Annotated in this window: 14 protein-coding genes; 11 read left to right on the top strand and 3 right to left on the bottom strand. The window is 70.7% G+C overall.

Going from position 1 to position 13919, the window contains the following annotated elements:
- The first annotated feature begins 116 nt into the window (after positions 1–116).
- The 4 genes from ACFY2X_RS37185 (at position 117) to ACFY2X_RS37170 (ending at position 5829) form a co-directional block, all read left to right on the top strand.
- Complete coding sequence (locus ACFY2X_RS37185) at positions 117–3074, top strand: ATP-binding protein (protein ID WP_389947770.1); 2958 nt, start codon at positions 117–119, stop codon at positions 3072–3074.
- Between the two features lie 15 nt (positions 3075–3089).
- Positions 3090–3680, top strand: a complete 591-nt coding sequence (locus ACFY2X_RS37180; RefSeq protein WP_389947769.1) for a thermonuclease family protein — start codon at positions 3090–3092, stop codon at positions 3678–3680.
- Positions 3681–3833: 153 nt separating this feature from the next.
- Complete coding sequence (locus ACFY2X_RS37175) at positions 3834–5123, top strand: MurT ligase domain-containing protein (RefSeq protein WP_389947768.1); 1290 nt, start codon at positions 3834–3836, stop codon at positions 5121–5123.
- Positions 5113–5829, top strand: coding sequence for a type 1 glutamine amidotransferase (locus ACFY2X_RS37170; RefSeq protein WP_389947767.1), 717 nt, complete (start codon positions 5113–5115; stop codon positions 5827–5829). The genes ACFY2X_RS37175 and ACFY2X_RS37170 overlap by 11 nt, the downstream gene beginning before the upstream one ends.
- A 165-nt stretch (positions 5830–5994) precedes the next feature.
- Here ACFY2X_RS37170 and ACFY2X_RS37165 read toward each other — a convergent pair whose 3' ends face one another.
- On the bottom strand, positions 5995–6357 hold the full coding sequence (locus tag ACFY2X_RS37165; protein WP_389947766.1) for a DsrE family protein: 363 nt from the start codon (positions 6355–6357) through the stop codon (positions 5995–5997).
- 217 nt (positions 6358–6574) lie between these two features.
- Here ACFY2X_RS37165 and ACFY2X_RS37160 point away from each other — a divergent pair, with 217 nt between their 5' ends.
- The 4 genes from ACFY2X_RS37160 (at position 6575) to ACFY2X_RS37145 (ending at position 9322) form a co-directional block, all read left to right on the top strand.
- Complete coding sequence (locus tag ACFY2X_RS37160) at positions 6575–7084, top strand: FABP family protein (protein WP_389947805.1); 510 nt, start codon at positions 6575–6577, stop codon at positions 7082–7084.
- A gap of 14 nt (positions 7085–7098) precedes the next feature.
- On the top strand, positions 7099–7404 hold the full coding sequence (locus ACFY2X_RS37155; protein ID WP_389947765.1) for a DUF2470 domain-containing protein: 306 nt from the start codon (positions 7099–7101) through the stop codon (positions 7402–7404).
- 500 nt (positions 7405–7904) lie between these two features.
- Complete coding sequence (locus tag ACFY2X_RS37150; protein WP_389947764.1) at positions 7905–8318, top strand: Fur family transcriptional regulator; 414 nt, start codon at positions 7905–7907, stop codon at positions 8316–8318.
- Between the two features lie 20 nt (positions 8319–8338).
- Positions 8339–9322: a YgfZ/GcvT domain-containing protein gene (locus tag ACFY2X_RS37145; protein WP_389947763.1), complete on the top strand. Its 984-nt coding sequence runs from the start codon at positions 8339–8341 to the stop codon at positions 9320–9322.
- 180 nt (positions 9323–9502) lie between these two features.
- Here ACFY2X_RS37145 and dtd read toward each other — a convergent pair whose 3' ends face one another.
- Positions 9503–9928, bottom strand: coding sequence for a D-aminoacyl-tRNA deacylase (dtd, locus tag ACFY2X_RS37140; protein WP_389947762.1), 426 nt, complete (start codon positions 9926–9928; stop codon positions 9503–9505).
- A 58-nt stretch (positions 9929–9986) separates the two neighbouring features.
- Here dtd and ACFY2X_RS37135 point away from each other — a divergent pair, with 58 nt between their 5' ends.
- The 3 genes from ACFY2X_RS37135 (at position 9987) to ACFY2X_RS37125 (ending at position 13412) form a co-directional block, all read left to right on the top strand.
- Positions 9987–10928, top strand: coding sequence for an asparaginase (locus ACFY2X_RS37135; protein WP_389947761.1), 942 nt, complete (start codon positions 9987–9989; stop codon positions 10926–10928).
- 421 nt (positions 10929–11349) lie between these two features.
- Positions 11350–12534 (top strand): RNA-guided endonuclease InsQ/TnpB family protein, encoded by a 1185-nt coding sequence (locus ACFY2X_RS37130; RefSeq protein WP_389947760.1) that lies wholly within the window; start codon positions 11350–11352, stop codon positions 12532–12534.
- Positions 12535–12725: 191 nt separating this feature from the next.
- Positions 12726–13412, top strand: coding sequence for an L-2-amino-thiazoline-4-carboxylic acid hydrolase (locus tag ACFY2X_RS37125; protein WP_389947759.1), 687 nt, complete (start codon positions 12726–12728; stop codon positions 13410–13412).
- 77 nt (positions 13413–13489) lie between these two features.
- On the opposite strand, the gene ACFY2X_RS37120 is transcribed toward ACFY2X_RS37125, so the two are convergent.
- Complete coding sequence (locus ACFY2X_RS37120; RefSeq protein WP_389947758.1) at positions 13490–13912, bottom strand: hypothetical protein; 423 nt, start codon at positions 13910–13912, stop codon at positions 13490–13492.
- Between the last annotated feature and the right edge of the window lie 7 nt (positions 13913–13919).

The following is a 13919-nucleotide window of genomic DNA, read 5'->3' as shown; positions in this document are numbered from 1 at the left end:
TGCTGGGGTGACCCGCCCCCGGGTTCCCGCCGTCCGGTACGGCGGAGCGATCCGTGAAGCGTCAACCCCCCGGCCTTGAGCCGGGTCCCCCGGGTGGAGGCAAAATGCAACCAAGCGTGTCCCGTCCTCCGAACACCCTGACCGGTCCCTGGTACCGGATTCAGGCGATCACGGCGCCCTCTCGCAGTTCGTCGGCGGAGTGGGACTTCGTCACCGTTCTGCCCGCCGTGCTCTCGGCGGCCCAGCGCAACCGGCCCTTCGTGGTCGGCTGGCTCTCCCGCGGCTCAGGCGCGCCGCTGGAGCTCATCACCAACGCCGGGCCGCTGACGTCGCCGCGCCCGCCTCGCCGGGCCGCCACCGAGGCCGAGCCGATCCCCGCGGGCCCCGAGCCGCTGCTGTTCCCCAGCGGAGCCCGGGGCGTGCGGATCGGCGACGAGTGGCTCCGCGACCTGTCCGACCTGGCCTGGACCATCTGCCCGGGACGGCAGGCGCCGCCGCTGGGAGGCCGCCGGGAGCCGGACGCCGACGAGATCAAGCGCCCCACCCTCTTCGAGTCCGCGCTGGTCACGCTCATGTCCCGGCCGTTCGCCTGGCTGGTGGTGGCCGAGCAGACCGACATGCTGGACGCCGAGGTCGCGCACCTGCGGACCCAGCTCAACGTGCTCAGGCAGTACGGCGACGCCTCGGAGCGCTCCCGCTACGACGCGGAGCGGGCCGAGCGGCGCATGCAGGAGCTGGACGCCTTCCGCGAGGCGGGGCTGTGGAACGTGCGGGTGCTGGCGGGGGCCGCCGGGCCCGAGGAACTGCGCCAGATCGCCCCGGTGCTGGTCGGCTCGGCAGAGATGAGCCACCATCCCTACCGGCTGCGCAGCGCGCTGTCCGGCCCGGTGTACGGCTTCGCCGACGCGCTCTCGGTCACCCTGCAGGACCCGGCCGACGGCGCCGCGGCGCCGTTCGCGGCGACCGCGGGGACGCTCGCCGCGCTCGCCGGGCTGCCCCGCCGGGAGGTTCCGGGGGTGCGGGTGCTCGACGCGGGCTTCTTCGACGTGACCAGCGAGGCGGACGTCACTCCCGGCGCCCTGACCATCGACCTCGGGTCGGTCCTGGACGGGCAGGACCGGGCGGTCGGCTCGTTCAAGGTCCCGCTCGCCACCCTGAACAGGCACGCGTTCGTCACCGGGGCCACCGGCTCGGGCAAGTCCCAGACCGTCAGGCACCTGCTGGAGCAGCTCACCGGCGTCGGCATCCCGTGGCTGGCCATCGAGCCGGCCAAGTCCGAGTACGCCGCGATGGGCGGCCGGATCGAGCATCTCGGCCCGGTCACCGTGATCAACCCGTCGGCGCCGGACAACGTGCCGTTCAGCGTCAACCCGCTCGCCCCGGAGCCCGGCTATCCGGTCCAGGCCCACATCGACATGGTCCGGGCCCTGTTCATGGCGGCCTTCGACGCCGAGGAGCCGTTCCCGCAGATCATGTCCCTCGCCCTGCAACGGGTGTACGAGGCCAACGGCTGGGACGTGGTCACCGGCTGGGCGGCGCCCGGGGCGGCCGTGCGGCCTGCCGTACCGACTCTTGAGCAGTTGCAGCAGCACGCGATGGACGTGATCAAGGAGATCGGCTACGGCCGGGAGGTCCAGGCCGACGTCGAGGGTTTCATCTCGCTGCGGCTGAGGTCGCTGCGGGTCGGCTCGGCGGGCCGGTTCTTCGAAGGCGGCCACCCCGCCGACATCGGCGACCTGCTCCAGCGCAACGTGGTGCTCGCGATCGAGGACGTGGCCAACGACGAGGACAAGGCGTTCCTCATGGGCACGCTGATCATCCGGATCGTGGAGCACCTGCGGATGCGGGCCAGGAAGGAGCGGAGCAGCGGGCTGCGGCACGTCATCGTGATCGAGGAGGCGCACCGGCTGCTCCGCGACCGCGGCGCCGGGCGGGCCAGCACGCACGCGGTCGAGCTCCTCGCGGGCATGCTCGCGGAGATCCGCGCGTACGGCGAGGGCATCGTGGTGGCCGAGCAGATCCCCACCAAGCTCGTCTCCGACGTCGTGAAGAACACCGCGCTGAAGGTCGTGCACCGGCTCCCGGCCGAGGACGACCGCCAGCTGGTCGGGGCGGCGATGAACCTGAGCGAGGAGCAGTCCCGGCAGGTCGTCTCGCTCCAGCCGGGCGTCGCGGCGGTCTTCGCCGACGGGATGGACCGGCCGCTGCGGATTCAGGTGCCGCTGGGGGAGGAACGCGAGCGCCTGGTGCCCGGCCACACCCCGCCGATCTGCGGACGCCGTTCCGCGGCGTGCGGCCAGGAGTGCCGGACGGGCCGGGCGTGCACGCTCGTCGAGCTCCGTGAGGCCGACCTGCTCGCCGACGCACCCGAGTGGGCCTGGCTGCGGATCTGGGCCGACACCATGGTGCTGGCGTTCTGCACGAACCGGCCGGTGCCGGGGGTGCCGCGGGTGCTGGCCGACCTGTGGGCCGAGCTTCCGCTGCGGCGGCGCGAATGCCTGCTGGCCACGGCGGTGGAGCGCGGCGTGGGCCGCCGGGCGTGGTCGCTGCGGACCATCGGCGACCCGGTGAAGCTGACCGAGCAGATCGCCAAGACCGCGACCCGGTCACTGGGGCCCGACCGGGAGCCGGGTGAGCGGCCCGGTCCCACCTGGGTCATTCCGCAGGTCCGCTGGTTGCACGAGGTGGACCGGCTGTTCCCCTACGGGCAGTCCGCACCCAACCCTCGCGGCCCCGCGCCGGTCATGGAGTACGCGCTGTTCAGCCGTCCGGCCAACGGCACCGAGCTGCTCGGCCACCGGGCCAAGGCGCTGCGCCACCATCCGCTGTCCATGGAGGCGGACCGGAACCGGGCGCTGGCCTGGCGGGTGATTCTCGGCGACGACGAGCACGAGAGCGTGGAGCGGGACGTCCTCACGGTCACGATCGGCATCGATCCGGCGGAGCGGCTCCGGCACGTGGCCCAGACGATGGGGGCGGGGTGGCTGGAGAGCGTGCTGTCCTGGCCGCGCCGGTTCGTGCTGCCGTTCGACGAGACTTCGACGGAGCCCGCCGAACTCGCCTTCAGTGAGTAGTGAAATCATCACTGTGTGGAGCGATTCGTCGTGATCGTGCTGGCTGCCGCGCTGGTGGCCATGCTGGTCGTGTATTTCGTCAGGGGGCCCACCCCGCCGTCCGCGCCGCGGCCGGGGCCGGCGAAAGCTCCGGCTCCGGCGCTCCAGGAGCCGCGTTCGCCGACGACCGCTGACCGGGTGAAGGTCCTGCGGGTCTACGACGGCGACACGATGACGGTCGTCCCGCCCGGCGGTGGTGACGGGCAGCCCGTGCGGTTGATCGGCATCGACGCTCCGGAGCTGCGCCCCGCCCAGTGTTACGGCAGGCAGTCGGCGGAAACGCTGCGGAGGCTCGCGCGGCCCGGCTCCACGGTCAGGCTCGTCCCCGACAAGACCAGGAAGGACCGTTACGGACGCTGGCTCCGTTACGTCTGGAACGATCAGGAGGTTTTCGTCAACGGCGCCATGGTGCGCGAGGGCGCGGCGTACGCCCTGGCCATCAAGCCCGACGTCACCTACCAGAGCCTGTTCACGGCCCTGGTGAACCAGGCCCGTGCCGGGGGCCGGGGGCTGTGGGGAACGTGCCCCAACCCCCGGCCGCCGGTGCACGGCACGCGCCCCTCATGAGCGGATGCGTGGCGTCGCCGGACGGGCACAGCGTCCAACCGCGGCTAGGATCTGCGGCATGAGCGATTCGGCGAACCAGGTCCGGCTACGGCCCGGCGAACCAGGTCCGGGTGCTGAGTCGTCCTGCGACAGATCGCCAGGCGAGGAGACGGCATGACTCAGCTTCCGCTGCGGGCGCAGCTCGCGAGTGCTCTCGGCCGTACGGCGGCGACCCTGTCCAGGGCCACCGGCCGAGGCGACGGATCGGTGATCGGCGGCCGGGTCGGCCTGGCGCTGGAGCCCGACCTGCTGCGCAAGCTCGCGCAGGACCGCAAGCTGGCGCTGGTGAGCGCGACCAACGGCAAGACCACCACGACCCGGCTGATCACCTCCGCCTTGCAGGAGCTCGGAGAGGTCGCCACCAACGCGTTCGGCGCGAACATGCCCGCCGGGCACGTCTCGGCGCTGTCGTCGGCCAAGGACGCCCCTTACGGCGTCCTGGAGGTCGATGAGAAATACCTGCCCGAGGTGATCGACACCACCGGTGCCGGGGTGATCGTGCTGATGAACCTCAGCCGCGACCAGATGGACCGGGCGGGCGAGATCTGGTTGCTGGCCCAGAAGTGGCGGCGGGCGCTGGCGGGCAAGAACACCCACGTGATCGCCAACGCGGACGACCCGCTGGTGACCTGGGGCGCCTCCACGGCCACCCGGGTGACCTGGGTGTCGGCCGGGCAGCCGTGGAAGGAAGACTCCTGGTGCTGCCCCGAGTGCGGCGGACCTCTCGACCGCAAGGGCATGGAATACACCCCGCCCGGCGGTGGCGTCTCGGGCGCGGCCGTCTCCCGCACGGCGGAGAACGACTGGGCCTGCCGCGAGTGCACCTTCCGGCGGCCCGAGACGACCTGGATCCTCGACGACGACGCGGTGATCGACCCGCGCGGGCATCGCTGGGTGCTGGACATCCAGCTTCCCGGCCGGGCCAACCGGGCCAACGCCGTGATCGCGCTGGCCACCGCGGAGACGTTCGGCCTGCCGATCCAGCGGGCGCTGCCCCGGCTGCGCCAGGTCACGTCCGTGGCCGGCCGCTACACCACCGTCGAGCGCGACGGGCGGCACGCCCGGCTGCTGCTCGCCAAGAACCCGGCCGGTTGGCTGGAGGCGTTCGACGTGCTCGACCGCTCGCTGCCGGTGATCCTCTCGGTGAACGCCCAGGGCCCCGACGGCCGTGACACCTCCTGGCTGTGGGATGTGGACTACCGCGTGCTGCGCGGCAGGCCGGTCTACGTGACCGGGGAGCGGCGGCTCGACCTCGCGCTCCGGCTGGACGTGGCGGCCGTGCCGTTCCAGCTGGCCGCCTCCTTCGAACAGGCGCTCGCCGCGCAGCCTCCGGGCAAGGTCGACGTGATCGCCAACTACACCGCCTTCCAGCAGATTCGATCGGAGTTCGGTCGTGCCGTCTGACAGCGCCCTGCGTCTTGTCTGGATTTATCCAGACCTGTTGAGCACCTACGGAGACCAGGGCAACGTCCTGGTCCTGGAGCAGCGCGCCCAGCGCCGAGGCATCCCGGTCCAGACCCTCTACCTGCGCTCGTCCGACCCGGTGCCGGAGGGCGGCGACATCTATCTGATCGGTGGCGGCGAGGACCGGCCGCAGATCCTGGCGTCCGAACGGCTGCGCCGGGACGGCGGCCTGCACCGGGCCATCGCGCGCGGCGCGGCCCTGCTGGCCGTCTGCGCGGGCTACCAGATCATGGGCACCACGTTCGGCGGCGAGGAGGGCCAGCCGGTGGACGGCCTGGGCCTGATCGACATCTCCAGTGGCCGTGGCACGAGCCGCGCGGTCGGGGAACTGGCCGGCGAGGCGGATCCGGTGCTCGGCATCCCGACGCTCACCGGTTTCGAGAACCACATGGGCGTCACCCGGCTCGGCCCCGGCGTCAGGCCGCTGGCGCGCACGACGGTCGGCACCGGTAACGGTGACGGCACCGAGGGCTGCTACGTGGGCAAGATCGTGGGCACCTACCTGCACGGTCCGGCGCTCGCCCGCAACCCCGGCCTCGCCGACCTCCTGCTGAGCTGGGCGATCGGCGCGCAACTGCCGCCGATCGACGACACCTGGTTCGAACGGCTTCGCCAGGAGCGGCTGGCAGCGGTGCTGCCCCACTGACGGGTGCTCCGCCGTCCGCCGGGCGAGGTGAACGGCGGAGCAGACCGAGTGAGGGGGCTGAGCCTCACGCCGCCCGCGGTGGACGGCGGGCCACCCGCGGCTCATGCTTTTCGGCGCCCGATCCGTCAGGTTGAGCCGGGCGTCTTTCGAGCCCGGCTTCCCGCGTCAGTAGACGAGTGCCTGGACCTCTTCGCCGAGGATCTCCTCGACGAAGGTCGAGGCGCCCGCGATGCGCACGCCCTCGATCACGTCGTCCACCGTTATGTCCCGCCGGGCCGCGCACTGCGTGCACAGCGTCACCCGGCCGCCCGCCAGCACGGCGTCCAGCAGGTCGCTGAGCTGGGCGGCGTGCGGCAGGCTGAACTCCTTGGCCCGCCCGGGCAGGGCGAACCACGACGACTCGCCGGTCAGCCAGAGCGAGACGGGAACCCCGCTCGCCAACGCCGCCGCGGCCACCGTGAACGCCTGGTTGCAGCGTTCGGGCGAGTCGGCGCCGGCGGTCACCTTGATCACCAATGATCGTGCCATGTCCGAAGCCTATGCGGGCCCGTGTCACGGGCGCGAGCCGTACTCGGGTGGCCCTAGGCTCGGAGTCGTGACTCCTCCGCTCCCTGAAGAGAGCGGCTTCTCGCTTCCCTCGGCTGAGGTCGGCGACGGCCAAGCCCTGACCGTTTCAAACAAAGAAACCATAACAGGGAAGCGATTCCCCTGCCGGGTAAACCCGGCAGTACCCTCGCTAGACATGATGGACGTTCCCGAGCTGCATCCCGACCTTGAGCCGATCGCCTTCCTTCTGGGCCGGTGGGAAGGTGCCGGGGTCGGTGGATACCCGACGATCGAAAGCTTCAACTTCGGCCAGGAGATCGTTTTCGGTCACAACGGCAAGCCGTTCCTGACCTATAACAGCCGCACCTGGCTCCTCGACGAGGCGGGCAACAAGGTCCGGCCGCTGGCCACCGAGACCGGTTTCTGGCGGCAGCTGCCCGACCGTCAGCTGGAGGTGTGCATGTCGCACCCGACCGGCATCGTGGAGATCTATATCGGCGAGGTGGTCTTCAACAAGATCGAACTCCGCACCGACGTGGTCGCCCGCACCGGCACCTCCAAGGAATACACCGCGGGTCATCGCCTCTACGGCCTGGTCAACGGCAACCTGATGTGGGCCTACGACATGGCGGCCGAGGGCCAGTCGCTCCAGTCTCACATCTCCGCGGAGCTCAAGAAGGTGGGCGACTTCGTGCCCGAGGTGGACTAGATACCATCTGCACCATGAGCTCCCCCTTCACCCCCGATGTGGTCGATGCCATCAAGCGTCACATGAACGATGATCATGCCGATGACGCGCTGCTGATCTGCAGGGGCCTCGGCGGGCAGCCCGAGGCGACCGGTACGACGACGACGGGTGTGGACGACCGGGGGATCGAGTTCGCCGCGCTGGTCGACGGCCGGGAGGTCACGGTCCGTGTCCCGTGGAGTGCCACGCTGACCGAGCGTGTCCAGGTCCGCTGGGAAGTGGTCCGCCTCTATCGGGAGGCCTGCGCGGCCCTCGGACTCCCCGCCCGCGGCGAGCACTGACCGCGCCTCGCCCGTTTCCGGCGGGGTGCCGGTCGCATTCCGGTCGATTACCGGCCGCATCCCGTGTGATGGAGCGGCTTCAAGGTGGCTTCAAAAGAAGAAGCGGCGTTGGAAGAGTAATGCCGAAGCAGTGCAGAAAAGGGAAGAACCCCGGGCCTGCTCCTCCTGTCGAGCAGGAGGGCCGGATGGACTAAAAGCGGGGTTGCCCGCCCTCCGGCAGCCCGGGGTTCCGGTGATTGTCTTGGATTCGCCGAACGTCGCCAGACGTCCGGACAGAGTCCGGAGCGACGGCGTCCTAGCGGACAGCCACCTCGCTAGCCCAACTATGATCAACCATTGTTCGGACCACCTCCTTTCGGCGTGATCCGTACGTTATGCGACGGATTTCCGTCGCGCAAATGAATTTCGCTGAGCGAATTTCCGCAGGCGGAACCGGTTCTCAGGAGTCGGCTCGCGCGGACGTGAACCCCATCGGGCCGCGATGCTCCTAGACTCTGGTCATGACCGAGACGTCGTGGCATGAGCAACTGCGAGCGCACGGTTACCGCGTCACCCCGCAACGCCAGCTGGTGCTCGAAGCGATCAAAGCCGCAGAGCACGCCACCCCGGAGGAGATCTGTGCCCGGGTGCGGGAGACCGCTCGTGGAGTGAACATCTCAACCGTTTACCGGACTCTCGAACTGCTTGAGGAACTGGGCATGGTCACCCACACCCACCTCGGGCACGGCGCTCCCACCTATCATCTGGCCGCCGACGCCGACCACGTGCATCTGGTCTGCCACGAGTGCGGGGAGATCAACGAAATTCGCCCGGAGCTGGTGGACGGTTTCGTGAAGACGCTCGACCAGGAGCTCGGTTTCGCCATCGACGTGCATCACCTGACGGTCTTCGGCCGCTGCCGTAAGTGCCGCTGAGGCCTCGTAGGCTTGGGTCCATGCGAAGCCCTCTGCTGGACACTCCCGGCGCGGTCGCGGCCGAGACTCCCGATGCCGACGTCGCCGGACATTACGGTGATCCGTTCGCCGAGCAGCGCGCGTTCCTCGCCGGGGAGGCGATGGTCGACCGAAGCAACCGCGAGGTCGTCCGCGTTTCCGGGCCCGACCGGTTGAGCTGGCTCAACAGCCTGAGCTCGCAGAAACTCGACGACCTGAAACCCGGTCAGGCCACCCAGACGCTGTTCCTGGACGCCCAAGGCCGCGTGGAGCACCACCTCACGCTCGTCGACGACGGCGAAGCCGTGTGGGGGCACGTCGAGCCGGGCACGTCGGCCGGGCTCGTCGCCTTCCTGGACAAGATGCGGTTCATGCTCCGGGTCGAGGTCGCCGACATGACGGCCGACTACGCGGTGGTCTCCGTGGCCGACGGCACGCGGATCACCCCGCCCGCCGGGGCCATCCTCGTGGGAGACGACGTGCTGCTCCCGCGCGAGCTGCTGGCCGGGCGGCTGGGCCTGAAGCTCGCCGGGCTCTGGGCCTACGAGGCGCTGCGGATCGAGGGCCACCGTCCCCGCCTGGGCTTCGAGACCGACCACAAGACGATCCCGCACGAGGTCGGCTGGATCGGACCGGCCCTCCACCTGAGCAAGGGCTGCTACAAGGGTCAGGAGACCGTGGCCCGGGTGCACAACCTCGGCCACCCCCCGCGCCGCCTGGTCTTCCTGCACCTGGACGGCAGCGTGGACACCCTGCCGAGGCACGGCGCCCCCGTGGTCCACGACGACGCCGAGATCGGCTTCGTCGGAAGCTCCGCCCGGCACCACGAGCTCGGCCCGATCGCGCTGGCCGTGGTCAAGCGGACCGTGCCGGTGGACGCCACGCTGCAGGCCGAAGGGGTGGCCGCGACCCAGGAGGTCATCGTGCCGCCGGACGCCGGGCGCAACGTCGCCATCGACCCCGCCCTGCGCCGCCGCATCCGCTGAGGACGCGCCGCCCGCGCCGCCGCATCCGCTGAGAGTGCGGCGGCGCGGCCGGGATCGGGGTCCCGCGAGGGGCGTCCCTTCTCCCACGGGTTCCCACGGGCTCTCACGGGCCTCCACGGGTTTTCACTCTCCCGCGGGCCTCCAGGGGTTCCCGTGGGGGAGCGGTGGTCCCGGGCCGTCTCAGATCTCCAGGATCAGGGTGATCGGGCCGTCGTTGGTCAGGCCGACCTTCATGTCGGCGCCGAACACCCCGGTCTCCACATGGGCGCCCAGCCTGCGCAGCTCGGCGCAGACGGCTTCCACCAGCGGCTCGGCGACCGGCCCGGGGGCGGCGGCCTGCCAGGTGGGGCGGCGGCCCTTGCGGGTGTCGCCGTACAGGGTGAACTGGCTGACCACGAGCAGCGGCGCGCCGATGTCGGAGCAGGACTTCTCGCCGGACAGGATCCGCAGGCCCCATAGTTTGGCGGCGAGCTTGGCCGCCTCCGCGGGAGTGTCGGTGTGGGTCACACCGACCAGCACCAGCAACCCGGGTTCGTCGATCGCCCCGACCGTCGCGCCATCCACCGTCACCGAAGCGGAACTCACCCGCTGCACAACCGCACGCATGCCCCTCATCATCTCGTCTTCTGCGGCCTCCATAGAATCCTGGCGAAAGGAGACAAAGGTGTCTGCTGAGTCGTTGGTTGTCGAAGTCGTCCGTTCGGGGTTCGTGGAGTCCACGCATCGGGCGCGGATGCTGGCCGTCGGTGCGGACGGATCCCCGGTGAGGGTGCATGGCGCGGTCGACGCCCTGGTCTCGCCTCGTTCGTCGATGAAGCCGCTGCAGGCACTGGGCATGGTGCGGTGCGGACTCGACCTGGAGGGGGAACTGCTCGCGCTGTCGTGTGCCAGCCACGCGGGGGAGCCGTTCCACGCGGACGGGGCCCGCAAGATCCTTTCCGAGGCGGGGCTGGACGAGAACGCGTTGCGCTGTCCCGAGGACCTGCCCGAGGACACGGCCTCTCGCGAGGAGGTGCTGCGGGCGGGCGGCGGGCGGTCCCGGATCTACATGAACTGCTCCGGCAAGCACGCGGCGATGCTCGCCACCTGCGTGATCAACGACTGGCCGGTGGAGACATACCTCGACCCGGCACACCCGTTGCAGAAGGCGATCCGCCTCACGGTCGAGGAGCTGACCGGCGAGCGCGTCGCCGCCACGGGGGTGGACGGCTGCGGGGCCCCGCTGTTCTTCGTGTCGATGGTGGGGGTGACCCGGGCGTTCCGCGCACTCGTCCGGGCCGGGGAGGGCACCCCCGAGCGCCGCGTCGCCGACGCCTTCCGCGCCCACCCCGAGTGGACGTCCGGCACGAACCGGCCCGAGGCCCGGCTGATGCGCGCGGTCCCCGGCCTGATGGTCAAGGCCGGCGCCGAGGCCTTCGACGCCTTCGCCTTCGAGGACGGACGCGCCGGAACCGTCAAGATCGAGGACGGCGGCCAGCGGGCCCGGGTCCCGGTCACCGTCGCGGCCCTGCGCGCGCTCGGCTTCGAGGGCGCCGAACTCGACGAGCTCGCGACAGGCGTGCTGCTCGGAGGAGGCCGCCCGGTCGGCGAGATCCGCCTGCGCTGAGCCCGCCGTGAGCTCGCTGTGAGCCCGCCGGGGGACGGTGGCGGGGCTGAGGCCGGGGCGCCGCCAGGCGACCAGGAACGTCTCGCTGACCACTTCCTCCGCGAGTTGACGCCCAGCTCGGCTCGCCGCCGTGCCATCAAAGCCTCGGCAGGGGACCGCCGCCTTCAGGCGGCGGGGGAATGCCGTCCCCGCCTGATGTCTTTCCGGTCCTTTCCCCGGACCTGGGGCGGGCGGTGCCGTTACATTGAGCGGGTGGCTCCTCGGGTGCGTCCCTTTTCCGGCACGGCGTCCGACCTCGGATGTTGCGATGCGTGCTATCCCGGGTGCCGCCGCTCGGTCCTGGGGGACCGGGTCACGGCGCGCCGTGCGGAGGTGCTCCGGGCCAACGGTGAGGAGTTGATCGGCGTCACGGTGAGCGGCCGTGCGTAGATCCTATAAATTCCTGCTGCGCCCCACCAGCAAGCAGGCCGCCGCGCTGGCCGCCTGCCTGGAGGATCACCGGGTCCTGTACAACGCGGCGCTGGAGCACCGCCGCACCGCCTACCGCAGGGCCGGGGTCACCGTCCGCTACGGCGACCAGTCCGGCGAGCTGAGGCACATCCGCGCCGACGACCCCGACGGGCAGGGCCGGTGGTCGTTCTCCTCCCAGCAGGCCACCCTGCGCCGCCTGCAGGCGGCCTTCACCGCCTTCTTCACCCGCGTCAAGGCCGGGCGCGCGCCGGGGTTTCCGCGGTTCAAGGGACGCGGCCGGTTCGACACGGTGACCTGGCCCAGGGACGGCGACGGCTGCCGGTGGGACGCCCAGCCGCACCACCCGGCCGCCACCTTCGTGCGGCTGCAGGGCATCGGGCAGGTGCGGGTGCACCGGCACCGCCGGGTGCCCGGCACGGTCAAGACGATCAGCGTCACCCGCGAAGGCTCCCGCTGGTATGTGGTGCTGTCGTGCGACGAGGTGCCCGCCGAGGTGCTGCCCGCCACGGGCGCGGCGGTCGGGATCGACATGGGGGTGGCCTCCCTGGTCACCACCTCAGATGGCGACCCCGTCGACAACCCGCGTCACCTGGCCGCGTCCGCGGATCGGCTCGCGGCGGCACAACGCGCGCTCGCCCGCAAGAAACGCGGGTCCACCCGGCGGCGTAAAGCGGTGGCCCGCCTTGCCGCGCTGCACGCCACGGTGCGCCGCCAGCGGCTCGATGGCGCGCACAAGGCCGCGCTCGCGCTGGTCGGCGGCTATGACGTGATCGTGTATGAGGACCTGCGGATCGCGAACATGATCCGCTCGGCGTCCGGCACGATCGGCGCGCCCGGCACGGACGTCGCGGCCAAGTCCGGTTTGAACCGGTCGATTCTGGATGCGGGTTGGGGGGTGTTCCTGCGGGTCCTCGGGTACAAGGCTGAAAGCGCCGGTCGCGAGCTGATCGCGGTGAACCCCGCCAACACCTCCCGCGCCTGCTCGTGCTGCGGGCACTGCGCGCGAGAGAACCGTGTCACCCAGGCGGTGTTCCGGTGTACGGCGTGCGGTTTTTCCGCGCATGCCGATGTGAACGCGGCCACCAACATTCTCCGGGCAGGGCTTGCCCTTCGTGAGGCTGTGGAAGCAGCCTAGCGAGAAGCCGCTTCCTTTCAGGGAGCGGAGGAGTCACACTGATCATGTCAACATCAATTGAAGCTCGTCAGCGCCAGGTCGGTCGGTGGAGTGCGCTGGGGTGCTCGCTCGGTCGCGAGCACGGCCAGCCTTGCCTCCCGGTGACGCCGCGCCCGTGTTTCGGGACCGAGCCCGTTCGAAAAGGACAGGCATTGGCCACCGACCAGTGGAAGCTCGCCGACGGCGAGTACGTTCCCGACCCCGACCGCGACACCGCGGTGATCATCGACAGCTTTTTCGAGCACGTCGCCGTGACGTTGCGCGAGCACTCCCTTCCCGAGGAGCTCATCGTCGCCATGCGGGCGCGACATGAGGAGCTGGAGATCGCCGACGCGGACCTGATCGTCGACGAGCCCGCTCGCTACAACCTCCGCATGACCTTGGCGCTCGTCGCCGCGTACGAGTTCCTGCTCCCGCGGCTCGGGCGCGAGGAAGCCGTCACCGTGGTGGGGGCCGCGTTCAACGAACCGCTCAGTGACATGCTCCGCGAAAGTACCCGGGCGATGCTCGACACGGCGCCGGATCCGTTCGAGGCCATGGTCGCGCTGTCCAAGTCCCGCGAGGAGTACGCCTTCGGCCGTGGCTTCACGTTCGGGCGTGCCGCCGACGACGACCGGCGCTACCTGCTGGACGTGCATCGGTGCTTCTACCACGACGTGCTCGTGGCCAACTCCGCGACGGAGCTGACCCCCGTGATGTGCGCGTTCGACAAGGGCTGGATCGACGCGATCGATCCTGACAAGCACGGCTTCAGGTTCGAGCGTGCCACCACGATCGGCCTGGGCGGCACGCACTGCCCGTTCCACTTCCGCCGCACCGGCGCGGACAAGGTGGACTGATCCCCAGGTGCCCGGCTCCCGGAGAAGGGGGCCGGGCATCCGGTCGTGCCGCCGCCCGGGCCGTGCGGCGTGCTCGCTCAGTCGCGGCGGAAGAGCTCTTCGGTGACGAGACTGGTGCCGATTCCCAGCAGCCAGGCGTCCTTGGCGATGGCGATGCCTTCCGGGGTGGGGCGCAGGCTGCCCTCCTGCCGCAGGCCGGGCGTCTTCAGGTAGAGACCGACCAGTCCTCCGGCGAAGGCGGTGAGCGCGGCGCCCGCCAGCAACGACGGCACGATCGGAACCAGCAGGGCCACGCCAAGGGCGATCTCGCCCTTGGCGAAGCACCGCGTGAACTCCTCGGGGTCCATGTCCTTCAGGAACGGGTAGGCCCCCGACGCCATGCCGTGGATCTGGCGTGCGGTCTCCGCGTCGGCGGCGGCCTTGGTCAGCCCGGAGTTCAGGATGAAGGAGCCGGCGGCGATGCGGACCGGCAGCTGGTGTGAACGAGCCAGGATCCTCATGGGCGCT

The organism is Streptosporangium sp. NPDC000396 (genome assembly GCF_042898655.1).
GTDB lineage: Bacteria > Actinomycetota > Actinomycetes > Streptosporangiales > Streptosporangiaceae > Streptosporangium.
This window is presented reverse-complemented; position numbering and strand designations above follow the sequence as displayed.

Bases quoted from the DNA above. Each gene is read 5' to 3' on its own strand.
- ACFY2X_RS37165 (WP_389947766.1), bottom strand. From the start codon at position 6,357: ATGGCACGATCATTGGTGATCAAGGTGACCGCCGGCGCCGACTCGCCC.
- ACFY2X_RS37155 (WP_389947765.1), top strand. From the start codon at position 7,099: ATGAGCTCCCCCTTCACCCCCGATGTGGTCGATGCCATCAAGCGTCAC.
- ACFY2X_RS37145 (WP_389947763.1), top strand. From the start codon at position 8,339: ATGCGAAGCCCTCTGCTGGACACTCCCGGCGCGGTCGCGGCCGAGACT.
- ACFY2X_RS37150 (WP_389947764.1), top strand. From the start codon at position 7,905: ATGACCGAGACGTCGTGGCATGAGCAACTGCGAGCGCACGGTTACCGC.
- ACFY2X_RS37160 (WP_389947805.1), top strand. From the start codon at position 6,575: ATGGACGTTCCCGAGCTGCATCCCGACCTTGAGCCGATCGCCTTCCTT.
- ACFY2X_RS37120 (WP_389947758.1), bottom strand. From the start codon at position 13,912: ATGAGGATCCTGGCTCGTTCACACCAGCTGCCGGTCCGCATCGCCGCC.
- ACFY2X_RS37175 (WP_389947768.1), top strand. From the start codon at position 3,834: ATGACTCAGCTTCCGCTGCGGGCGCAGCTCGCGAGTGCTCTCGGCCGT.
- dtd (WP_389947762.1), bottom strand. From the start codon at position 9,928: ATGCGTGCGGTTGTGCAGCGGGTGAGTTCCGCTTCGGTGACGGTGGAT.